Origin of the sequence: Pseudaquidulcibacter saccharophilus (genome assembly GCF_019455445.1) — a bacterium.
Lineage (GTDB): Bacteria > Pseudomonadota > Alphaproteobacteria > Caulobacterales > Aquidulcibacteraceae > Pseudaquidulcibacter > Pseudaquidulcibacter saccharophilus.
In genome coordinates this window covers 164,299-188,004 of the sequence record NZ_JAHWUS010000001.1, presented here as the reverse complement: position 1 = coordinate 188,004, position 23,706 = coordinate 164,299, and the positions used below count along the sequence as shown (strand labels likewise).

The following is a 23,706-nucleotide window of genomic DNA, read 5'->3' as shown; positions in this document are numbered from 1 at the left end:
GCTCTGAGGAGAACAATATGGAAAACTTACTTCAAATAAATCAGGTTTGTAGCCTGTTTCAAATTTCACGTTCGACAATTTATCGCGCTGCCAAGCGTGGCGAAATTAAAATTCATAAAATCGGAAAAGCTTCAAGGGTCAGAGAATCTGAGCTTACAAATTGGTTGAATTCCTTTCCTGTTAAGGGAGGAAACTAATGTTTGTAGATTCTTTAGAAAACGAAACTTCACGCTTGATTTCTTTGGCGAAGTCCGAATTGCCGCTCTTATGGCTTCGAAGATACGATTTAAAGCCTAGTTCTGACAATTGGAAAAATGAAAATTATGACTTTGCCAAAGAACCGATTTCGAAATCCGCAATCATAGGGATGAAATTACGCAAAAACGAGTGCGCATTTGTTCTTACAATTGAATCAAACAACTTTAACTTTGAAGTCAAAGATCTCAAATATGACATTCTTAGCTCAATTAGTTGTCTTGGCTTGGATGGCAAAGTATCATGTTTTGAATTGGACGGAAATGGGTTTCAAATTGTTCATTTGGTAAAGAACTGGTTGAATTGCGAAATGCTCATGGGATTGTCGTGCTTCGAATGGGTAAAAAAATCACGAAACCACTCCAAGCCCGATTACAATTTTGAAATCCGTAAAGCTGGAGATTTTATTCCTCTTCCTCATCATGTTTGGGGGAGCGAATGCCCTGTTTAAATCTAAATTATGTCGAAGAAATCGCCCAATTGGCTCTTGGGGAAGTAAACCACCGCCAATCAAATCGTCGTGAGCTTAGATTTGGCTCTAAAGGTTCAAAAGTTCTAAATACGGCGACTTGTGAGTGGTTTGACCATGAATTGCAAGAAGGCGGTGGGCTTCCACAATTATTAATTAAGGCCGGAATTGTTGAGGAACTTAATGAAGCTATTTCCTATGCCGCTTTGCTAGAGGCTCAAGACGATAAAATTAATGAAGAAGCGGAAGAAATTCCAGTAGTTGATTTTGATAAATTATGGGATAGTGGCAGAAAAATTGAATTGAATAGCCAAGGCGATTATTATTTCAAAATGAGGGGAATTGAATTGCCGACAAATTGCGATTCAATTAAATTCTTTGAAAACGCAAATATCAAAGGCAAACAAGTTCCAGCTATCGGGGCGGCGTTTAGGCAATTAGGGTCAAATAATATCTCTGCAATCATGTTCACCCATTTAGTTCGCTTCAAAAAGGGCGAATTGGGGAAGGTTTATGTGAAAGGTTCGAATAAGGCAAATTCGGCAATTCAAATCACAATGCTTGCACCAAATGACACTTTCCTTGGTATTGGTGAAGGGATTGAAACAACGCTTTCTATAAGGCGTTTAAAGGGGCTGGAGAGGCTGCCTGTTTGGGCGTGTGGCGATGCTGGGAATCTAGCAAACTTTACCCCACCGCCCCAAATTAAAGATATTATAGTGGCGGTGGATAATGATGTCGCAGGAATTCGCGCTTTCACAAAACTTGCAATAAAAATGAAAGCGAGAGGCGTGAATGTGAATTCACTAATTTCACCAATTCAGAAAGAAGATTTGAACGATTTTATTCAAAGAATAGGGGAAAATCCTTATGACATTTGATTCAATTACGCTTGATGGATTGCAGAAATTGCCATTGTTTACCTTATCGGGCGAAGCGCAAAAGTTGCCAATTAAGATTGAGGGCTTTTTACATTCTGAATATTGCGAATTGCCGCCAATTCAATGGGTTTATGGGAATTTCTTGCAACGTGGGACGGTTTCTGCATTAATTGGCGCGGCTGGACAGGGCAAGTCAATGATTGCGCTTGGAATGGGCATTTGCTTAGCCTTTGGTGAGAGCTTTTATTTTGACACGGTGAAGCAGAAATCAAGGGTTTGGCTATTTAATGGCGAAGATTCAAAGGATAATCTGCAAAGGCGGATTCATGCCTTTTGCAAGAAGAATGAATTAAATCCAAAAGAATTAGAAGGACAATTTTTCATAAATTCGGGATTGGAAAACAGTCTTAAATGCGCATGGTCTGAATCTGGTTCGAAATTTGTTGAAAATGAAACAGAGATTCAAAGCATAATTAGCCAATTGAAAGAAATGAAGATTGATGTGGCAATATTCGATCCGTTCATTTCGTTTCATAGAGTGAATGAGAATGACAATAATGCAATTGATATTGTCGTAAAACTATTTGCAAAAATTGCGGTAGAAGCAAATTGCGCTGTGTTGCTTGTACATCATTCGGGAAAGTCGCGCGGCGAAGCGGTTGGCTTTGAAGGTGCGCGAGGGGCGAGTTCCTTTATTGGGGCGGTTCGCGCGGCGTGGGTTCTGAATAATTTATCAAATGCGGATGGTGAAAGATTTGGAATCAAATATGAAGAGATTGCACAATATGTAACAATTACAGAAGTGAAGTCGAATTTTGCGGCTAAATCATCAAAGAAGAAATATTTCAAATTGGAATCTGAATTTTTTGAAAACGCAAATCAGGAGATTGAAAGCATGGGAGTGGCGGTTGCTCAAAACTTTGAAGCAATAGATGTATTTCAAGAAATCATGTCAGATGAACAATGGGTGGAATTAATCCCCATTCTGAAAAATGGAAAATGGCGATATAATAGCCAAGCCAAAGATTGGATTGGAATCCCAATTTCTGAATTATTAAAAAAGGAATTAGGTAACAGGGACGATAAACATTTCATTCGAAAGCTCATAGATGAGGCAATTAATTCAGAAATTTTGGAAAAATATAATGAAATTGACCACCGCCGACATGAAAAGGAATTTGTAAGGGTTAAAAATGCGCCAAGCATAGTTTAGCAAGTGGCGCAAATGGTGGCGCAATGGCGCAAATCCAAATGCCGACACTGCGCCACACCCCCTTATTTATATAAGGGTGTGGCAGTGGCGCGGCGCACTTTATCTGTTAATATATATATCTGAATAAGGTATTTGGCTTAAGGTACTTCCCCGAATTTTTCGTTCGAGGGGCGGGCGCGGAGACCCCCGATAAACAACTATTTCGTTTTTGCTCTATAAGCGTCTATTACAATGCTTAACACTGTATGTTTTTCTTTTATTCTTGGGGCAATATAAAATTGAAAATCAGGGCAGAATTTGATATTTACTATTATTATTCACTTCGTCATCTAACGCCCACAGTCTATGTATTTCTTGGGTTTCTTCTTTATCAATAATAATATTACCAGTTAATTCTTCTAACTCTCTTACTTTTTTAAAAATTAGTTTTCGAGCCTCAATTGAAAAAGGCCCAGGACCTATAGATCCATTTCTCCTTACACCCCACCTCATACTCAAATCGTTTCTAAATTCAGATATCCAGTTTCGAAAACTTAAAAATGGTAGGAGCTCAATGTGGCCGGACTCAATCAAAGAAATTGCTGATTTATCTTTCCTAACAACTGTGCAAACCCAACATCCGAATCTGCCAGAACCGCAAGGAGCAGAATTCGGAGCTTTTATTATAGGACACTCGCCCGAAGCTCCTCTGTAGATCAACTCAAGTTTTTTTGCATCTAGAGATTTTGGAAAGCCTGGCATGAAAATTACATCCCATACGTCTTCAACGCTAAAGTCTAATATCGGAAGGAAAATTCGATACCTCGTATTTCCTTCTCTTTGAAATTGCCAATTACCCTCTTCAGAATTCTTTAGAGACCTATCCCTTTGCTTACTTTCACCTTTTCTCAGTCCAATCAACACAATTGCATCATCTTTAGCCGCCGCCTTAATGTGACGTGAAACTGGATTTATTCTAAGGCCCTTAGTGCACCATCTGAAATTATTTGTAGGTGTTGGGTAACCGCGCCCAATAACGCGTACAAAGAACCGCTCATTTATGTTTGATTTTAATATGTGGAATTTTACGGGGAAATTAAGGGTATCGAATTCATCAACAAGGTTCTTGAATAAGGACTTAACGTAAATGTCCAAAACGGGATTTTCCACACCCGTGTCGCAGTATATAATATCTATTTGACTTGGCAATGATTTAGCCGTCTTCATCGCTGCAGTAAATATTTTCAACAGGGCGGAAGAATCCTTCCCTCCAGAAAATCCAATTACCCAGTGAGAGTTAGAGTTTCTTTCGAGGGCATCCCTTGTCATTTCGATGGCGTTAATTACCATTCTTTTCTTCTAGCTTCTTAAATAGTTCTTTCAATTTGTCTGAATATTTGAGTTCAATTATTTCCAGCTGTTGAATACCGATTTCAATGTGCCTTTCTGTCACTGATCTAGAGGCTGGAATAGAAAATAAGGCTGTTAAAATTGATATTGCAAATAATTCAATGGTCTCCTTTGACTGTAGTATTAACATTGCGATGAAGAATAAGAATGCATATATCGCTGATATCGCTCTAAGATCCGCGAGGCTGGTCCAAACCCAGCCATTGAAGTATGCGTTCTTCGCCTTATTTGAAAGTGACTTATCTTCGTCAATGAAATGAAAAAATATGCTTCTAACCTTATTCCATTCATAGCCTTCGTCTGCTAGTTTGCGTCCAGAAATTTTAATCAAACCCGCTCTTAGATTTTCGGTAACTTTATTGAAATACGCCTTATTAGCTTCGTTTCTCGGTGAAAAGGCATAGTATGCCATCGCAATAAAAATGTGTATGGGGGGAGCCTTCCATTGTTCCATTGTCTGCGGCCAGGAAGGTTGCCAAGTCTGCAAAAACTGTCCTGTAAGGGCCCAATATAATAAAATGATAATGCCCGGTGTGATGAAACGCAGCCAGTTTAACAAAGATTGCTCCATTTCGGTACTCCAATTATTAGTTAGTATTATAATACTTAGCCAATTCACAAGAGAATAATACCTTTGCAGATTTAGAATTCTTTATCGCTTCTCTAGTGCTTTCGCATTTCATATCCAAAGAACGAAACTTACCATCAACTTCTGCGACAGCCTCGAGCTTACGGAACAAATCAAAATTAATTGAAGCATAATTAGCAAACCCTCGTAATTTGGGAAGCGCGTCAGCTAGGTGAACGCCATGCGGATCTATTATATCGGCAACAATACTACCATCTGAAAGCTTGCTAAAGAAAACAAAGTCAGGTCGCATAATTTTCTGACCGTCATCTTCTTCATAAACGATACCCAGAGAATCTTGACTTGCCCTGTCTGGGTTTCGATACCAAGCAATTGTTCCTGGTTTTTTTAGCTCAGATAAAATTACTTTTTCCTCCCAGCCATTCATTATCGCCGGGAATAGTCCGCTTTCGTCGCACATTAAGTGCCTTTCAAACTTGGTAAGTTCGCGTTCAATGCCACCTGGTTCAATTGCTTTTGTCGGTTGTATCCAAATATTAGGCTTTGCAATATCTACGTCCAAAGGCTGGGCGCTCATTTCCCTGATTTGTCTATAAATTTCTTGTCGGTCATCTTTTAGCTTTTTGATCGCATCCTTATATTTAGACAGCCATGTATTTGCTATCGTTTCCGCTTCTTTGTCTAATAAATCAGCAATTTTCGGTACAAGACCCACCGCTGCAACAATTGTATGTGCTTCAATTAGTGCTTCTTCGTCGTCAATGGAAAGCTCGGATGCCAAATGATCACTGTATGTAAGGGCAAGATCCGGGCTGATAATTCGACCTGCGCGCTTATATGCGTCTTCAATTACAACATAGTCTGCTTCTTCAACAAAATCATCAAATGTCTTTTTATTAGACTGAAGATCAGTTCTTAAGGCTTTTCCCTCCACTATTAATACAGATTTGCGCGCAACGGTTAAATCTTCAGCATATATGCGCCTCGCGTTGTCTAAGAATTCATGCAATAATTTATGTGCCTTTTTGCCAGCATCCTCAAGCAATTTATCGGCGGCAAGTTCGTGAGCGAGAATAGTTAACCTCTTCACCGGACGAGAAAGCTTTTTAGGCAAAGTTTGGGAAGGCAATGACAATAGCTTTTCCCAAACGGCTTCAGGTACATTTGGATTTGGTTTCATTTCTTGCGGATTTACCAAAACTCGACGAATTTGAAGATCATCGCCGCTTTCGCCACCAACCATAAGTGAATTAACAACTTCCTCAACGGTTTGTTTGTTGAAACGTGGCAGCAAGCAATCAACAGAGTTCAACCGTTCATTGCCCGGGATCCTCCGCGCAAGCGGTGTCCTAACCATACGGCCTAGCAATTGTGTTATATGAGTTTTGTCGTTTGCTGGTCTAAACGAAACCATTACCTCCGCACGCGGACAATCCCAGCCGGTGCTAATTGCGTCTTTGGCAATTAGAATCCTTATCCAGTTTGATTCTTGTACGCGTTCAGGTGAAATATATCTTACAGAATGGCCGCCAAAAATCTCTGTTTTATGTTCGCCAAAAACATTTGCTACGCAATCAGTATTTAATACTGGCCAGCGATCAAAAATAATGTCAAGTGCTTCCCCAATTTGTTTGCTATCTGGCGAATTTGGTACCTGTAAGACCATCAAGGGCTGAACGATTGATGCTTCATTTTGTTCTTTGGCATAAGATTCCCACGCTTCAGAAATTTCCCGCAATTTGTCTGTCCCACGACGCAAAAGAACAGTTGAAAAATCGCCGACTTCATCTGGAACATCCAAGATTATCGTATCCTTCAAAAGGCCTGAATCTTGAACTTTCTTCGAATCTACAACTACATTTGAAAGAGTGTCCCTATTCTTGGCCCCGTCCATTGCTTTATTAAACCTATCAACTGTGGCAGAGACACCCCAAACGATTGGAATTCCTGGCACCGAGCCAGAGCCGTTAATTAATTGCTTAACAATTGTCTGCTTTCCGTCAACACTGCTTGACTTGCCATCTTTCATACCGCGATGCGCTTCGTCTAGTACCAGATACAAAGTTAGAGAAGGGTCTTCAATAGTATTTTGAATTATGTCCCAAATTGTATAGGCGCGCATATCTGGCATAATGCGCATTTGTGGATCATCTAAATCTTCTCCAGAATTATGGCCACGAACTAACAAGCTATTCTTTCCCAGTTTTTGGGTATTCAAGAAATAAACTTTGCCAGGTTCAAGGCTATCCCGATTAAAGGAGTTTTCAATTGTCACAAGATCCGAAACAGTTAGTTTGTCCGAAGCTTCTTGTAAACGCCACAATGATTGAACATTTAGTGATGGATCATCACTGAACCAAATCACCACCGCGCCTGGGTCCGGCTCAAAATTATAATCATCGCTTCCAAAGAAGAGAGCTTCAAAGACAGCGGCGGCCATAACAGTTTTACCGGCACCGGTGGTTGCGGTTAAAGAGAATGCGCTTTTGTCATTGTCTTCGTGCCATCTCTTTTTTGCTTTTCGCAATCTTTCAAGTACTTCTTTAACGGCATCTTCTTGGTAATCTTTTAGTGTAAATTTCATATTTTAACGCCCCATCGAGAAGCGGAAGTTGGTTAAATAGGATTCATAAAGCCTAACTGGCTCAACATTCTTGGGTAATTGGCGCACGATTGATTGGAAGCGTCTTTCATCATCTGTAACCACATATGCAATTCGAATTGTATTTTTGCTTTCAATAGCTTCACAGAATTGAGAAGACTTGTCCAAATCTATAAGTAGACCGTAAGTATCGGCTAAGTCCCAACCATTTGGTGGAATTTTTTGAATTCGTCTTCCTTCGCTTCCGGCGCGCATCCAAAGAAGCGGCGCTATTCTTTCAAATGCTCGGTTGTGGCTAACCGAAACTGGGGTTTCATAGGCTAATGTGAAAAACTCGGCATTTTCTTCAAAGCCATCAGACATTGGGAATTCATCTGTGAATTTGTAATCCCCTTTTATTTCATCACCTTCTGGGGTTCTTCCTTTTATCGCGGCCTCAATTCGGGGCTTAGTGATATAGTCGCAAATTCCCCACTTTTCCCATTCTGGGTCTCCAGGTCTTAAGCCAAGTTCGCGCAAATTTCTTTGTTCAGTTGAGGCAACTTCGTTATTAGTGATTAAAATACTTTTTCTCTTGCCGCCATCCTGTTTATTTAATCTCATTACAGCATGCGCCGTTGTTCCTGACCCAGCAAAAAAATCTAAGATAGTTGAGGTATAATGTTGAGCGACAAAAAACCTTAAAACATCTTCAACCGCATACAGCGATTTCGGAAATGGAAATGCTCTCTTGGGTAATAGCGAATTTAGCATAATAGAGCCATGGCGAGTTGCATCATGACTTGCTATTGACCATGAGTCAGTCGGAATAAAATCCCTGCTTTTGTTTTCAAAACCCCCAATTACTGAACCATCGTGACGCCTACCAACTATCGAAATCGTTCCTTCTTCTATTCTTCTCTGCTCACCCCTAGCCAAATAGTAAATTCTAGTCTTCTCACCTGTTAATTTACCAATCCTAATATAACCTTTGCTTAAAGCGATCCTAGCTGTTGGAGATGCAAGTTGCCATCGTCCTTCAGATCCATCATTTCTTATTGGCCACACTGAAATTGTTCCGTTGGGTGGATTAATAGATTTTCTATCTGTTCCTTCCCCAATTGGGTCACCTATACTTGAAATAGTTCCGTCTCTTAAATCTACAAAAATTGGATAGAAAGTATCTGCATGGCCTTCTCTTTGAGGGCTAGAGCCGCTTCGCCAAAGTGTATTCCAATATAATACATCCCCAGACGTTTTCTGCTTTTTTGCCCCCCATTCTTCGCTAAGCTGTAATCCCACAGGTGAAGCTGTTCCAAACATAACTATAAAAATATACTCTACAGACCTAGCAAAAAATCCATCCCTACTCACTCCGCCGGGTTTGATTACCGTGGAAATCATTTGAATTCTTGCGTCAGTAAAAATTTGTTCAAGCAGCATTCCAAGGCGCAAGTATTCCTTTTCGTCAATAGTTACTAATAATACTCCGTTAGTATGATTAATTAGTTGGCGTGAGATTTGCAAACGGCGCTCCATAAAGGCTAACCATTTAGAATGTCTGTAAATATCTTCAGATTCGACGTAATCGTTATTATATTTCCAATCCTTCGCACCTGTATTATATGGCGGATCAATATAGATGACGTCAATTTTGCCGCGATGCGTGAAAGTAAGTGCCTCTAAAGCATGGAAGTTTTCACCATTAATAACCGTGTGATAAGGTTTTTCCCCGCCACGCTCAACTTTTCCAGTGCTTACAAGACCAGGGTAAATATAATCCATAAATTCAGCGACAACCACCAAGTCCAAGGTGTTCACCCTTTGGCTTTCCTTTTCAGGCCCTTCAAGCAATTCAATTTGGCCAAACTTTTGACCATCTAAGTTTTCAATTTTTGTAACCTTCCAAAGTCGTTGATCGCCTTTGCCGGTGGTGCCGCGAGGTGGCAATATTCGAACCTTGTCACCCTTGCGAACCGGTCGCCCTGGAAGCTCAACATTTTCGGGCTTATGTCTTTCAAAATTTAGACCGAACGAGCGACGGGAGGATAGAGTTTTAAACTCCCTCTCCAATTCTTGTCCAAGTTTAGGGTCTTTTGCTTTTGCCTGTGCTATTAAATCAGTTAGTCGGGACAATTTCCCCTCCGCACATTTGATAAAACACACATATTCTTCGACACTCCGTTTTTACCTTTACAATAACTGACAAGCCGAGATGAGACTATACCTTTTCTGCAAAGTCTAATGCTGATTTCGGCTTGGGCATGGTTCAAAAATACCAATTCATTTCCCTAAATATTTGAACATAACTGACAAATAAAAATACTTGTTTTGAAAGTAATCAACAAATATGAATAACGTAATTCAATCAAAGGTAAATAGGGTTTTGGACCTTTAGATGTATTAAGCGGAGTTGTTATGGATATAATAGATCAAGGCTTCCCCGAATGGACAGAACTTGGCCAGGACAGTGGCCTTGATCCGTTGGGTATGCAGCGTCCGATTGAGTTGATTTACCAATCATTGCTTCCCGGAATAAGCACAATCACACTGCGCTATAGGTATTACTCATTCTTCGCGTGGATATTAAAATATTATGAAGACCATATTGAGGACACAAAGGAAAATAGTGATCCTCATCAATTTCGTGTTTTCCAACGCAGATGTGAAGCACTTTTTGCTTTAGCTTGTTTTTATGGCGACTATGAACTAGGAATTGCGGGTATAGAGTGGGCAGGTAGAGAAATTGGCAAAGTTTCACACCAAGACGACAAATCTACTAAAATTGATTTTAGTGTTGGTGCTGACCTGAAATCGGAACCAGAACATAAATATCTGAGAAACAATGGTGGCGCATTTTTCGCAATCTACTCCACGCAAATGTCTGAAATGGGTTTGGTGCATCTTGATAAACGTCCAATTCCTTTTTGCAGCGAAAGAGCATTACCACTTGCCGAGGCTTTTGAAAAAAACATTGGGAGCTTGTGCGAAGATTTTTTTCAAGCGGCTAAGAGTGCAGAAGTCTCGTTATCTCTGCTTGATAAATTAAATGTACTGAAGCCCGCTTCGCTAAACCCACAGTCAACTGAGCACAAAATACTAAAGGATATTTTGCTCGGAAAGGTGTCTAACCCTTTGCCTGCGGATCAAATGCGAAAGCAAACTATGCTCGCAATCCTAAGTCTTGCCAGCTTATTAAAGAAAACACCCAAATCCGAGGAGTTGAAGTGGAGCTGGTTTGAGCCTTCTTCTAAAATAAGTTCACAAATCATTGATTTTGAAGAAAATGACGTCATTAAATTTTGGGCCGCCTATCAAGCTTTCGATTTGATGAGGTTGGCGTATGAAAACCTGTTGTATGCGGCTCTTGCGATATTGGAAGGTGCAGAAAATAGAAGGCTATCATTAAACGTATTAATAGCGGAAATGATGTCCAATTTTACTTTTTCTGAAAATCAGTCTTGGAAATCTTTCAAATCTGCAATGATTGAAAATGAAGAATTTGGATCAACAATCAAAAGAATTTATGAAGAATTAAGCGATGCCCACGCAACTGGGACAGTAGAGCTACAGATTCGTGCTTCCTTTGCGTTAATCATTGCGCTTTCCTCGCGATATGATGCATTAATTGAAACAATCGAAAAAGTGCCAAGAGGCTTAGAGCATTTTAGATCAATTGATACGGAAATGAAATTTTTATCCGATAAAGATAACAAAAATGCCCGAAATGTAATAGCAGAAGTAATTGGCGAACGTGTATTAAAGCGCCACCTTTGGGTTGCTTCACGCAAGTTTAGAAACCAGAGGGCCTATACATATCTTATGGAACCGGATGACGGCTTCTTAAGGTACAGAACTGATTTTACTGTTACTCCAAGTAGCCCGAGGTTAGAGCAAGCAATTCGATTCTTAAAAGACATTGATCTTATAGATGAAAGCGGCATTACAGAACTGGGAAGAGCGGAGCTTGAAAAAGCATGAAATACTTCGAGGAATTTGGCAAACATGGCTTTCATTCTGCCTTTATGACAACTTTTGCCTTTGGAGCGCAAGCTTTCGAAGATATACCTTACCCAAAGCTTCGACGTTCGGGATGCAGGAATATTATTGTTCTTGCGGACAGACAAATGACAAATCAAAGCTTGTCAGATTTTGGCGCAGCAAAGTCTGCAGGAAGTGGGTATCACCTAATAAAGACTTCTGCACCAGGTGCATTCCATCCAAAAATTACAATGCTTATAGGAAATAATATTGGGAAGCTTTATGTGGGCTCGGCAAATTTAACAGCACTTGGGTTAGGCGGAAATCGGGAATTGCTTGCAACAATTTCCTATGACAAAAACCTTCCTGAAAACTCAGTATTTTTTGCAAAAGCTATCGAGTACATTAGAGGTTACGTTCCTAATGACGACCCTTGGTTTGAGGCGGCATATAATCGAGCAATTCAATCAGCACCCTGGTTATCTGATGCAGTTTCAAAACTAAATAATATTTCTGAAATGGAACATATCAGGCTTTTGACAGATCGTCCGGAAAAGACATTAATTGAACAAATTGTCGAATGTGTTGGCTCTGATAAAATTGAAAAGCTGATAATTATGTCACCGTATTGGGATGAACGGTTAAGCGGGCTAGGCAGGCTAGGGGAGGCACTTGGAAACCCTGAGTTGCATATACTTGTTGAGAAAAACACTCAAAACTTTCCGAAATTAGCCCTTTCCTCATTGTCTAGTGTAAAGTTATTTGAGGTGGACGAAGATGCAAAAGGTCGTTTTCTTCATGCTAAGTTGTTTATAGCAATTGGCAAAGAATGGGATCATGTCATATCTGGAAGTATAAATTGTAGTTTTCCTGCTTTGATGGGCCCAAAGCACCAAGGCAATGCGGAAGCGGGTATATACACGCGAGTTGAGACAAAGACAGCACTAGAGAGATTAGATCTTCAAAATTATCTAAATCTGCCAATCCGAGAAGAAGACCTACCTGATTTAGAATTGCAAATTTCAAAAGGAGTAGTTGAAAATATCGTAAGAGACGGTGGACAATTAACTCTTAGCAATAGCCGCCTTATTTGGAAGGCGCCTGAAGTCAAAACAAATAATTGGATAAAATTACAACTTTTTTCGCGCGAAGATATTTCATATGGACAGCCTTTTGATTTACACGGCGAACCAAGTAAAGTTTGGGCTATTGATTTAGAAGCAGACGGCACGCGTCCAAAATATGGCCTTATACAATTTGAAGATTATGCCTATTCGGCGCCGATTATTGTTACCGACCTAAACGCAATTTCTCAAGCGACCCTGCCGCCGCAACTTGGACGTGCTGGCAAATTGTCTGAAACGTTATCGGGTATCAACGATGAGGATTTATGTTTGATAGAAATATTAAACGAACTCGAAATGATCGAGCTTAACAGCTTAGAGAAAACTGAGCCTACAATCAAAGCTGCGCAACAAGATACTAACGAAGACTCAGGAAATGTTTCATATAAATTGCTTAAGAGGAACGACTTTGAAAAAGCGCGCATTGAAGCCCAAAAAGACCCAAAGTCATTGGCAGAGTTTTCGGTTGGGCGAATTAATAGTGCTGCAAATCAGCTATCGACAGTCTTAAACCGTCTCATCGGCATTATGTCGGATGATTTTGACTCGATGGAAACCCAAGAAATATTGAAAGCAGAAAGTCTCGATTTTACAATCAGTGAACCAGTCGATGTATGCGATGAAGTAAAAAGCAATGAACCTCCTCTATTAATAGAAAATGCCACAAATAGCGCAGAGATTATTGAAAACTATCGACGGAAAGAAATGGATAAAACTAATGCAAGACAAATACTTAGTTTGGTGAACGAATTTGAAAAGCGCGGTCAGCACATGATTGGCAGCACTTTCAGAACAACAGAGCTAGTAAGATTCAGAGCAATGATTCAAATTATATTGAATTACGCACAGCCTATCAGGGGAAAACCACGAAAGCCTCAAATATTGCCTCTTTATACCAGGGAGGGTTTCGATTGGCCCAGGCTTATTTGCCGCATATTATTTTGCCATTTCGGGAGATTTCAGGTTTGGAATAATTTGGTTCTTGAGCCAAATGAAGACGAGCAAAACCGTGTAATAGAGTACTTAGTGATAGCAAATTGGGCAGCAAATGCTGTGAATAAGGCGATAGAGTCCTCAAAAGAACTTAGTATTTTAAAGCAAATTTTTGAGAACGTATCTAAACAAATCCGACTTATATACTCGCAAACAATCTCGGAAGAAAAGGCTAATGCTGATCTTGTAAAACTTCTGGAGGCTAAATTCCAAGATAGATTTGGAGGTATTTTAAGTTAGAGAGCCTTATTTTTCCAAATCCAAAACGACTATTGAAATGTCATCTTGGCGATGTGGTGGTATCGTTTCTTGGAGCATTTTTAGCATTTCTTCAGGGGGTTCTGGTCAAATTTAGTATAGTTTGATTTTGCGGTTAAAACGAATCTGCAAATAATATTACAATAATCTTGTTAATAACCCTAAATGTCTATTAATTTTGAAAATTTGAATTTGGCGCGCAAAAAATAATGAAAAATATTAGAGACGATTTTTTATGACGACGGACAAAACCGAGTATGCCCATGCTCGCTGTACCATGTTTGGGCTACGCCTCGCCCTGTAAGGGCGCTTGATGCATTTATAAACAGGCTATCACGCCGAAGTTGTGAGGATAAGAAGTGAACAATCTTGAGAAAATTAGGTTGGAGTTATTCAGTTTAAGGCAAGAGATGGGATGGGAAAAATTTCATAACCCCAAAGATTTATCTCTCTCTATCGTTCTCGAAGCATCTGAGTTACTAGAGAAATTCCAATGGTTATCCAATGTTGAAATTAGCATAAAGATTAATGATGAAATTTATCTAAAAGAAATTTCAGATGAGATTGCTGATGTGATGATTTATCTAATTTATTTGTCAGATGTACTGAAGATTGACTTGTTGCAAGCAGTGGTAGAAAAGCATGAAATAAATAAAGCAAGGTTTAACAAGGGGCATAGCTGATGGAACGCACAGACTGGGAGGTTTTCCAAAGATATAAGCATGCACCAGGACATGCTTTTTCAAACAACATTGTCACTGAACAAGACAAAGATTCTTATCAGAGAATTTTTGCGGAACTAGTTAATTCAGTTGAATTTGCTATAGCGAAAAATTCTTTTAATAATGAGTTTAAATCTTGGAACTGCAGATTTTATCGAGATGGAGGTATTCAAGGACAGAGACCGACAGATTTATGGGCCTCGATAATCAATGACACAGCAGATTCTTTTGAGCGATTTCCTCAAGTTTATGTCATTGCAAATGAGCGCGGGCTGGAAATTGGGTTTTCTGTGTCTATTCATGAAGATGACTACTATAATGCCGATCTAAAACTTAAAAATAGAGAAATTGTCCCACTAATTAACGCGAAATTACCAAGACCTGACAGTGATTTTACGCGAAAACTCGAAACACAATTGCGTCAAGTTGGAAATTGGTTTTTTGCTAAAAAAAACCGTCTATCAGGTAAATCAGATTTTGATAGTCTGAGCGACCTACTGGCGCATCTTAAGTCAAGAGACGCTGGTTCAAACGGTGGAGGTACGATTGGGAGATTTTATAGCATTGACGATATTTTTGATGAAAACTCGACATTTAGCTTATCGTCTACTGTAAATGAAACGTTTTCGATTTTCCTGCCGTTGATGAAAGCACTTAGAAAAACTAATAGCGACTCAACCTATCTCGCAACTAAGCTTAAGCTCATTAGCGTAGAGAGTGAACTGGAAACAGAAAACTATTTTGAGCTTGGTAGCTATGAGGACGCTCGCAAAAAGACTTTAAGAAGTATTGTATTAAGAAGGGGGCAGGCAGGTTTTCGAAACCAGCTATTGCAAGCATATGATTTCAAATGCGCAATTACTGGTTGTGACGTTACGGAGGTTTTGGAAGCTGCTCATATTGTTCCTTACAATGGTGAACTTACAAATCATATCCAAAATGGAATATTGTTGCGAGCAGATGTGCATGCTCTTTTCGATCTCCGTTTGATTGAAATAAATCAAAAATATGAAATCAAAATATCTGATCAATTGCTAGATTCAGAATATGGTAAATACGATAAATTAGAAATTAGACTGCCCAAAAAAAGTGGAGACCGCCCTAGCCTTAAGGCATTGGAAGCTCGCAACTCAAAGATCTAAACGATGTATCCAGTTGACCTGAGCTCCTAGAAATCATCCAGAAAATGGTAGATTATATCCTAAGGAGTTGTCAGATGCATGAAGTTACTAGCGTATATATGAACTTTGCGGAAATGGATAATCCGTATTTTCGAGGCGAAAAATAAAATATTCAAGAGTTAATGAAAAGAATTAGAGTGGATTGCCATCACAATCAAAAGTATCTGAACGCAAATATGGGTAAAAATATGGGTAAGGAATGAAGTGGATTTTTGATTAATTAAATAAAATCAACAAATTACATCAAATAAATGGCGGACAGAGAGGGATTCGAACCCTCGATAGACTTTCACCTATACACGCGTTCCAGGCGTGCGCCTTCAACCACTCGGCCACCTGCCCATCTCACCATTGATCCGAGGTCACTGGTTATGTGACCTCGTTGGTTTGTTTGGTCGTTTCGCTTTCGCTTCACTTCCGGGCCACCTGCCCCAAACATTAATTTAAATTTGATTTGAGTACAAATTTAACAAAAAGACCTTGGTTACGGGTCTTAAATTGAGAAAGTCTGAATATATTTTTACGAAATAAATGCAAGATGTTTGCACACTTGGCTTGAATAAACTATTCGCACGCGGGTTTTAGTTTAAGGCACATGCAATGGGCGGTATCATTATAGCCCCAAGTAAATTCTTCGCATTGTTGGATTGCCTTGGGCGCTTCGGATCTTATGGCGTGTTGAAACCCAAGGCGGGAGAAAAAGGTTTCGGCATTAATTGTTAAAAGCCAAAGTTTTTTCAGGCCCAAATCCCGCGCCTCATTAATCAGGGCTTTAACGAGCTTTTTGCCAGACCCCATGCCACGCAATGCATTTTTTATTACCACAGAGCGCAAGACACCCGCGTCATTATAAATTTCAATTCCGCCCCAACCAAGCGGCGCGCCATTTTCGGCATTGATTGAAAAGAAACTAATTGGGGCAGAGCCAATGGTTTGCACAGGCAAACCTTCGGATAAAAGGATAATTTTCAAATCCCCAAGCTCTTTTTTATTTATGCGTTTCAACCCGTTTTGCATCTGGTTCTCTTGATCAATTTTTTTATTATGAACAGAAGATTTTAGCATATTAGAGCATCCGCGTAAATTAAACCCTAATATCGAGGAACATGCCTTTTCGCACGAATGCGCCCTCGGGCTTTTGGGGGGCTTCTTCGACCGCATTTACCGCCGCATTATTATTAATTGCGGTTGTTGTAATATTTTCTTTTTCCGCAATTGGCGCGCTTTTGGGTGCTTGTGCCGCGACTTGCGCCTGTGGAATATTAATGGCGCGTGACTGTGCCATCTTTTGGGCAAAAGCGGCAAGGGCCGGATTATTAAATTTTGGTGCGTCGGAAATATTAGCCATTCGCAAACATTAGGAATTTATGCTTAACAAATGGTTTATAAGCCAATAATTAGCAGCCTGAAAACTTAGAGGCCGGGGTCAAAAGTGGCAATATCGGCGCAATCAAAAATCTGATCCATTGATTGGGCGCAACATTCAGACGGTGCAACCTTCACAACTTTGGCCGGGATGCCCGCAACCGTTGCCCCGCGCACAACATCTTTAAGCACCAATGAACCGGCCGCAATGCGCGCATTTTCACCGATGTGAATATTGCCAAGTACCTTTGCGCCCGCGCCAATCAAAACGCCGTCACCAATTTTTGGATGGCGGTCACCGCCCTCTTTGCCAGTTCCGCCAAGGGTAACATTATGGAGGATAGAAACATTATCACCGATAACGGCGGTTTCGCCTACGACAATCCCTGTTGCATGGTCAATGAAAACGCCTTTGCCGATTTTTGCGGCGGGGTGAATATCAACCTGAAACAATTCGCTTACTCGGCTTTGTAGGTGCAGCGCCAATAATTGCCGCCCATTTTGCCACAAATAATGCGCAATGCGGTGCGCCTGAAGCGCTTGAAAGCCTTTGAAATATAAAAATGGTTGCAAATATGAATGACAAGCGGGGTCACGTTGCATTACGGCATCCATATCAATTTCGGCATATTCAACAATCTGCGGATTATTTATATACGCCTCGGCACAAACTTCGCGAATTTGCAAAGAGTTTAAATCCGCGCCACCAATTTTTTGTGCCAATTGATAGGCGAGGGCGCGTGATAATGATTTGTGGTTTAAAATCGTTGCATGCAGCAATGAACCAAGTGCCGGCTCATCATTTGCCGCCTGTCCGGCCTCAAAGCGCATAACATCCCAAATGTTGCCATTTGTATGGTTATCAATGATTTTTAAAGGCGGATTATTTTTAACGAGGTTGTTACCCATAACTCAATTTCTTTGCAAAAAAACTATTTGGGGCTTTGGGCGACAAAATTCAAGCCCAAAACCACACGCCATTTGGATAACAGATTAAGTTTAATAAAACCAGAATAAATTTATTCTGGTTTTATTTTGAAACTATTTATTTTGCCCTTGCGATGCGCAATAAATTGGTTGCACCAGGGGTACCAAATGGCACACCAGCAACCACAACAATCCTGTCGCCTGATTTGGCAAGCCCGATGCCACTTGAATAAATTGATGCAAGCTCTGCCATTTCTTCAATGTCTTTTGGATCATAGATGATGCGGGTTTCCATGCCCCATGCCAGTGCCAATTTACGCGCCGATTGAATATTTGGCGTAAGGGTAAGGATGGGTTGCAGCGGTCTTTCGCGTGAAATCCGTAATGCGGTTGTGCCGCGTGCCGAAAAGGCAACCAGACATTTTGCGTTGGAAACATCTGCCGCAACTCTTGCCGCCGCAGAAATTGCATCGGAAATTTCATGTTCAGGGTTGGAATGTTCGGCATCCATTAAACCGGCCCAACGTGGGTCTTTTTCCACACGTTCGGCAATACGGCTCATTACTTCAACGGCCTCAAGCGGGAAGTCACCGGATGCGGTTTCCGCCGAAAGCATAAGTGCGTCTGTACCTTCATAGACCGCATTGGCAACGTCTGAAGCTTCGGCACGGGTTGGTGTTGATGATGTAATCATGCTTTCAAGCATTTGGGTGGCAACAATGGTTGGCACACCGCGTTGCCGTGCCGCGCGAAGTATGGTTTTTTGTGCAATCGGCACTTCTTCGGGCGCAAGTTCAACACCCAAGTCACCACGCGCCACCATAACGCCATCACAATAATCAAGAATTTCATTTAGTGATTTTAATGCCGCCGGTTTTTCAATTTTTGCCAAAACCGCCGCGCGCCCTTTTACAATAGAGCGAAGTTCCGCCATATCGGCAGCGCGTTGCACAAATGATAATGCAACCCAATCAACGCCAAGCTCAAGTGCAAAATTAACGTCTTTGCGATCTTTTTCGGAAATTGCCGACAATGGTAATACAGCTTCGGGAACGTTTACGCCTTTACGGTCCGATAAAAAGCCCGCGCGAATACAAACAACTTCGGCCCAATCTTCACCATGGTCGGTTACTTCAAGGCGGACCTTGCCATCATCAACCAAAAGATTCAGCCCTTTTTTCATAACCGCAAAAATTTCCTTATGCGGCAGTGAACATTGTTTCTCATCACCTTCAATTTTTTCAAGAACGAGGCGGAATTTATCACCTGCCTCTAGCTTGATTTTTTTTCCATCCTTAAAGGTTCCAAGGCGAAGTTTTGGTCCTTGTAAATCCGCAAGAACACCAAGCGGTCGTTGCACAGCAAGTTCAGCAGAGCGTACGGATTCATAGGCAAGGCGATGGTCATCAAATGACCCGTGCGAAAAGTTCAGGCGGAAAACATCAACCCCCGCCTGTGCAAGCGCCAAAGTGGTATCTGGGTCGCGGCTTCTTGGGCCAAGTGTGGCAACGATTCTGGTGCGGCGGTTTCTTATCATATTGAACCTTTATTGATTAAATTGTGCAGCAAGACGGGCGTTGGCTTCGATGGTTGCGAAATCTTCAGCCTCTAATAATTGTTTGGTTGCAATCCAGCTTCCGCCCACGGCAACCACATTAGAAAGCGCAAGGTAATTTGGTATTTTATCAAGGCTAATGCCGCCAGTTGGGCAGAATTGCGCATGTTTAAATGGTCCTTGGAATGATTTTAAAGTTCCCGCACCACCAAATGATTCAGCTGGGAAGAATTTTAAAACCCCAAAGCCTTCTTCAAGGCGGCTCATAACTTCTGTGGCGGTGGTTACGCCAACCATAACATCCATATCAAGTTTCAAAAGAGCTTCACGCAATTGCGGGCTTGAACCCGGGGTTACGATGAAGTCAGCGCCAACCTTAACACAGGCTTCAACATCACCTTCGGTCAAAATTGTGCCTGCACCAACTACCAATGATGGCGCGGCCTGTTTCATTTCGCGAATTGAATCAATGCCGCATTCTGTACGAAGTGTTACTTCGGCATATTTAACGCCACCCTTTTCAAGGGCAACAGCCAAAGGTGCAGCATATTCGATTTTTGGAATTTCCAAAACTGGAATGATTGGGTTTAATCTTAAACGTGAAGCAAAGGCAGTCATTTCATAATCCTCATTGTGCAAACATTGCTGCACCACGAAGTGCAGCATATTTATCGGTATTTCTTAAAAGTGGAACGTCGCGCACATAATTTGACATCACGCCAATATTTTTGAAACGTTCCAGAAAATCATCAGTAGCAATGAATTTTGACAATTGTTCCGCGACCCCGCCGGCAATTACACAACCACCTTGTGCGCCTAATGCCAAAACTGCATTGGCGCAGAAAGTTGCAAGCATAAGTGAAAGGGTTTTAGCAGCATCAACCGCTAATTGGGATGATAAATTCGCCGCCGCTTCGCCAATTTCTGGTGGCGTATCAAACGGTGTATGTTCGCCGCGAATTGTTCCCAAACATTTGTAAATTCTTAATAGGCCGGGGCCGGAAACCACGTGTTCAAAAGTGACATTGTCAAATGCACTTGCAAGGATTTTCAAAATCTCACGCTCTATATCAGAACGTGGTGCAAATGCCTGATGGCCGCCTTCGGTAGGCATAACACGGTAGCCATCATTGGTTTGGACAAGACCTGCCATACCAAGACCAGTTCCAGGGCCCAAAATAACTTTGGGTGCTCCGTCAATCGGTTTGCCTTTGTTAATAACTTCAAAGGCATTGTCTTTGGTGGCGGGAATTGCCATCGCTTGTGCCGCAAAGTCATTTACCAAAAGCACGCTATCAAGCCCAAAAATTTCTTTAATTTTTGATGCCGAAACCACCCAATCTGAATTGGTAAAGCGAACCTCATCAGAACCTGTTACACCTGCAAGCGCAAATACCGCATTTTTTGGCTTCTCTTCAATATCTACCAACCAATTTTCAAGCGCGGCCTCTAATGAACGAAATTCTTCAACCGGTTTTATGCCGACATGAGTGAGGTCAATTTTGCCGTTACTAAGACGTTTTGCAATCGCAAGCCTTGCATTTGTGCCGCCAACATCGCCAACTATAACCGGTTTATCCATTTTTATTTGCTTTCCCCTGTTAAATATTCAATTCTTTAATATTCGAATTGTGATGCGCCATCTTCGGCCGCGCCCGCATTATTGCGGAATACGGTAAATAATTCGCGCCCAATGTCGTTATGTGAATATGACATATCGGGAAGTGTTGCAGTGCGTTCTTCCCACTCTTTTTCATTGACCAACGCCTCAATGATTCCGTTGGCATTGATATGAATTATGTCACCGTCGCGAATTTTGGCGATTGCGCCGCCGTTCAATGCCTCTGGTGTAACATGGATTGCCGCCAAAATTTTACCCGATGCACCCGACATGCGTCCATCGGTTAAAAGTGCAACCTTGAAACCCTTATCTTGCAATACGCCAAGTGCAGGTGTTAGTTTGTGTAATTCAGGCATCCCATTCGCACGTGGTCCTTGTCCGCGAACCACAACCACGACATCCTTATCAAGTTCGCCTGCTTTGAACGCTTCATGAAAGTCTGCTTGGGACGTGAAAACCCGTGCCGGTGCTTTGATTTCGTGGTGATCTTGTGAGACCGCAGAAATTTTGACGCAACCACGACCAATATTACCCTTAACAAGACGCAAGCCACCAGTTGGTGCAAATGGGTTTGATAGTGGGCGCAAGATATCTTCATCATGGCTTTTTTTGGTGCCCGCCTGCCATACAGCAAGGTCACCATCCAAAAACGGCTCTTGCGTATAATTTGAAAGCCCTTTGCCCATGACGGTTAATACATCATCATGCAACAATCCACCTTCAAGTAATTGATCAATCAAAAAGGCAATGCCGCCAGCCGCGTGGAAATGATTTACATCGGCCGGTCCATTTGGATAGACGCGCGCCAAAAGCGGCGTAGCTTCTGAGATGTCTTCAAAATCCTGCCAATTGATAATAATCCCTGCGGCACGTGCCATCGCTGGAAGGTGCAGCATATGGTTAGTAGAACCGCCAGTGGCACAAAGACCAACCATTGCGTTTACAATTGCCTTTTCACTGATAACTTTTCCAAGTGGCAAATATTCATCACCCAAATGTGTGATTTTGCTGGCGCGAACGCCGGTTGCTTTTACCAATGCTGCACGCAATGGATTACGTGGATTAATAAAGGCGGAATTTGGCATATGAACGCCCATAAATTCCATCATCATCTGATTGGAATTGGCGGTTCCATAGAATGTGCAAGTTCCTTCTTCGTGATAGGCCTTTGATTCGGACTCAAGCAATTCTTTGCGTCCAACTTTGCCTTCGGCATATAATTGGCGGGTTTTCGCTTTTTCACTATTGGAAATGCCAGAAGTCATTGGACCAGATGGACAGAAAATGAACGGCAACCAGCCGAAACGCAATGCACCAATCATAAGCCCTGGGACGATTTTATCGCAAACCCCAAGGCATATCCCTGCATCAAATACATCGTGCGACATCGCAATTGCGGTGGACATTGCAATAATATCGCGCGAAAACAGCGATAATTCCATGCCTTCAAAACCTTGTGTTACCCCATCACACATTGCCGGAACACCGCCTGCAACCTGTGCAATTGCGCCATATTTGCGAACTGCTGTTTTGATGATATCGGGATAATCCTTTAAGGGTTCATGCGCCGAAAGCATGTCATTATAAGCAGTTACAATACCGATATTCGGCCATTTGCCACCAATTAATTCAGATTTATCAAGCGCAGGGCAGGCGGCATAAGTATGCGCCTGATTTGCAGCGGCCAACCGTTCACGGCTTGGGGTTTTTGAATTATGGCTTTCGATAAGTGCAAGATATTCTTCACGTGTCTTTTGAGAACGCGCAATTATCCTGTCGGTCACAGCATTAATTTCGGGACGCAATTATTTTATCCTTCTTTTGGTAGCCCGCAAAAAGCGAACTTAAATTGCAATTTACTATGCGGAATAATTATTTCATTCCGCCCAGAAAACGACAAAACCTTTTTTGGCGGCATCAACTGCTGCCTTGATTGGGCCTGAGCTTGCGTCCCCAGTTATTGCACGCTCAAACACTTCTAATTTTTTTATACCAAATATGAGTAGCATTACCATATCGCAAGATGCAATAGCAGGCAAAGTTAATGTTATTCTTAACGGATATTTTTTTCCAACCTCTGAATGGGCGGCATTCATTGGCGCAATATTATGCGGATAATCAGGCTTTAAAATTTCATCAAGATTATCAGCCCCCGCAAACCATGATGCAGTATGGGCATCTTCACCCATGCCCAAAACAATAGCATCCGCAGGAAGATATCTATTATAAATCGCCTCAACAACAGGAATGGCATCATATAGGTCGGCATTTTTCTGCTTCATGCCAATGATATTTACGCCCTTTGCTGCGGTAAAGGCACGGTGCAGCATTTTCTCGTTTGAGCCATCATCATCAATATCGACCCAACGCTCATCAACCAAAATGATATTAACATCATTCCAGTTAAAACCCCCTTCTGCATAGTCTTTATATGCTGGTTCAGGGGTTGAGCCGCCAGATAATGCAATATTGGCATGGCCATTCTTCGCAATCGCATTTTTTGTTGCATCTTTTAATGCCGCAGCAAGTGCAGCAAATGCAGCATCACGATTTTCAAATTTATTTATTTTAAGCATTTTAAAAACCCTGCCACCCCGCGCAC

20 protein-coding genes and 1 tRNA gene are annotated in these 23,706 nt (G+C 41.5%); 8 read left to right on the top strand and 13 right to left on the bottom strand.

Annotation, left to right across the window (positions count from 1 at the left end; translation table 11 throughout):
• Positions 1 to 17 precede the first annotated feature (17 nt).
• Genes KXV15_RS00775 through KXV15_RS00760 form a run of 4 tightly spaced genes read left to right on the top strand, consistent with a single transcriptional unit; the run spans position 18 to position 2,818 of the window.
• On the top strand, positions 18 to 197 hold the full coding sequence (locus KXV15_RS00775) for a helix-turn-helix transcriptional regulator (RefSeq protein WP_240006248.1): 180 nt from the start codon (positions 18 to 20) through the stop codon (positions 195 to 197).
• Positions 197 to 706: a hypothetical protein gene (locus KXV15_RS00770; protein ID WP_240006247.1), complete on the top strand. Its 510-nt coding sequence runs from the start codon at positions 197 to 199 to the stop codon at positions 704 to 706. The genes KXV15_RS00775 and KXV15_RS00770 overlap by 1 nt, the downstream gene beginning before the upstream one ends.
• Complete coding sequence (locus KXV15_RS00765) at positions 694 to 1,605, top strand: toprim domain-containing protein (protein WP_240006246.1); 912 nt, start codon at positions 694 to 696, stop codon at positions 1,603 to 1,605. Before KXV15_RS00770 ends, KXV15_RS00765 begins: the two co-directional genes overlap by 13 nt.
• Positions 1,595 to 2,818 carry an AAA family ATPase gene (locus KXV15_RS00760; RefSeq protein WP_240006245.1) on the top strand — a complete coding sequence of 408 codons (1,224 nt, stop codon included), beginning with the start codon at positions 1,595 to 1,597 and terminating at the stop codon, positions 2,816 to 2,818. Before KXV15_RS00765 ends, KXV15_RS00760 begins: the two co-directional genes overlap by 11 nt.
• Before the next feature lie 285 nt (positions 2,819 to 3,103).
• On the opposite strand, the gene KXV15_RS00755 is transcribed toward KXV15_RS00760, so the two are convergent.
• Genes KXV15_RS00755 through KXV15_RS00740 form a run of 4 tightly spaced genes read right to left on the bottom strand, consistent with a single transcriptional unit; the run spans position 3,104 to position 9,513 of the window.
• A complete protein-coding gene (locus KXV15_RS00755) occupies positions 3,104 to 4,147 on the bottom strand; it encodes a phosphoadenosine phosphosulfate reductase domain-containing protein (RefSeq protein ID WP_240006244.1) in 1,044 nt (347 codons plus the stop codon).
• Positions 4,137 to 4,778 (bottom strand): hypothetical protein, encoded by a 642-nt coding sequence (locus tag KXV15_RS00750; protein ID WP_240006243.1) that lies wholly within the window; start codon positions 4,776 to 4,778, stop codon positions 4,137 to 4,139. The genes KXV15_RS00755 and KXV15_RS00750 overlap by 11 nt, the downstream gene beginning before the upstream one ends.
• A gap of 16 nt (positions 4,779 to 4,794) precedes the next feature.
• Positions 4,795 to 7,380 (bottom strand): DEAD/DEAH box helicase, encoded by a 2,586-nt coding sequence (locus KXV15_RS00745; protein ID WP_240006242.1) that lies wholly within the window; start codon positions 7,378 to 7,380, stop codon positions 4,795 to 4,797.
• A 3-nt stretch (positions 7,381 to 7,383) separates the two neighbouring features.
• Positions 7,384 to 9,513: a site-specific DNA-methyltransferase gene (locus tag KXV15_RS00740; protein ID WP_240006241.1), complete on the bottom strand. Its 2,130-nt coding sequence runs from the start codon at positions 9,511 to 9,513 to the stop codon at positions 7,384 to 7,386.
• Between the two features lie 282 nt (positions 9,514 to 9,795).
• On the opposite strand from KXV15_RS00740, the gene KXV15_RS00735 reads away from it, so the two are divergent.
• From KXV15_RS00735 to KXV15_RS00720, 4 genes are all read left to right on the top strand, one after another.
• Positions 9,796 to 11,358, top strand: a complete 1,563-nt coding sequence (locus KXV15_RS00735; protein ID WP_240006240.1) for a hypothetical protein — start codon at positions 9,796 to 9,798, stop codon at positions 11,356 to 11,358.
• Positions 11,355 to 13,715, top strand: a complete 2,361-nt coding sequence (locus tag KXV15_RS00730; RefSeq protein WP_240006239.1) for a phospholipase D-like domain-containing protein — start codon at positions 11,355 to 11,357, stop codon at positions 13,713 to 13,715. Before KXV15_RS00735 ends, KXV15_RS00730 begins: the two co-directional genes overlap by 4 nt.
• Positions 13,716 to 14,092: 377 nt before the next feature.
• On the top strand, positions 14,093 to 14,416 hold the full coding sequence (locus KXV15_RS00725) for a nucleotide pyrophosphohydrolase (RefSeq protein ID WP_240006238.1): 324 nt from the start codon (positions 14,093 to 14,095) through the stop codon (positions 14,414 to 14,416).
• Positions 14,416 to 15,597, top strand: coding sequence for an HNH endonuclease (locus tag KXV15_RS00720; RefSeq protein ID WP_240006237.1), 1,182 nt, complete (start codon positions 14,416 to 14,418; stop codon positions 15,595 to 15,597). The genes KXV15_RS00725 and KXV15_RS00720 overlap by 1 nt, the downstream gene beginning before the upstream one ends.
• Before the next feature lie 291 nt (positions 15,598 to 15,888).
• Here KXV15_RS00720 and KXV15_RS00715 read toward each other — a convergent pair.
• The 9 genes from KXV15_RS00715 to pgl all read right to left on the bottom strand — a co-directional run bounded on the left by KXV15_RS00715 (position 15,889) and on the right by pgl (position 23,680).
• Positions 15,889 to 15,978, bottom strand: a tRNA-Ser gene (locus tag KXV15_RS00715).
• 222 nt (positions 15,979 to 16,200) lie between these two features.
• The gene (locus KXV15_RS00710; protein ID WP_240006236.1) at positions 16,201 to 16,653 is read right to left on the bottom strand and encodes a GNAT family N-acetyltransferase; all 453 of its coding nucleotides are present in this window, start codon (positions 16,651 to 16,653) and stop codon (positions 16,201 to 16,203) included.
• Positions 16,654 to 16,720: 67 nt separating this feature from the next.
• Positions 16,721 to 16,984, bottom strand: a complete 264-nt coding sequence (locus tag KXV15_RS00705; protein ID WP_240006235.1) for a hypothetical protein — start codon at positions 16,982 to 16,984, stop codon at positions 16,721 to 16,723.
• Positions 16,985 to 17,049: 65 nt separating this feature from the next.
• A complete protein-coding gene (gene cysE, locus KXV15_RS00700; protein WP_420830562.1) occupies positions 17,050 to 17,910 on the bottom strand; it encodes a serine O-acetyltransferase in 861 nt (286 codons plus the stop codon).
• Positions 17,911 to 18,046: 136 nt separating this feature from the next.
• Positions 18,047 to 19,465 (bottom strand): pyruvate kinase, encoded by a 1,419-nt coding sequence (gene pyk, locus KXV15_RS00695; protein WP_240006234.1) that lies wholly within the window; start codon positions 19,463 to 19,465, stop codon positions 18,047 to 18,049.
• 9 nt (positions 19,466 to 19,474) lie between these two features.
• A complete protein-coding gene (eda, locus tag KXV15_RS00690) occupies positions 19,475 to 20,101 on the bottom strand; it encodes a bifunctional 4-hydroxy-2-oxoglutarate aldolase/2-dehydro-3-deoxy-phosphogluconate aldolase (RefSeq protein ID WP_240006233.1) in 627 nt (208 codons plus the stop codon).
• A 10-nt stretch (positions 20,102 to 20,111) separates the two neighbouring features.
• Positions 20,112 to 21,065: a glucokinase gene (locus tag KXV15_RS00685; RefSeq protein WP_240006232.1), complete on the bottom strand. Its 954-nt coding sequence runs from the start codon at positions 21,063 to 21,065 to the stop codon at positions 20,112 to 20,114.
• 35 nt (positions 21,066 to 21,100) lie between these two features.
• Positions 21,101 to 22,909, bottom strand: coding sequence for a phosphogluconate dehydratase (gene edd, locus KXV15_RS00680; protein ID WP_240006231.1), 1,809 nt, complete (start codon positions 22,907 to 22,909; stop codon positions 21,101 to 21,103).
• Between the two features lie 72 nt (positions 22,910 to 22,981).
• Positions 22,982 to 23,680 (bottom strand): 6-phosphogluconolactonase, encoded by a 699-nt coding sequence (pgl, locus tag KXV15_RS00675; RefSeq protein WP_240006230.1) that lies wholly within the window; start codon positions 23,678 to 23,680, stop codon positions 22,982 to 22,984.
• Between the last annotated feature and the right edge of the window lie 26 nt (positions 23,681 to 23,706).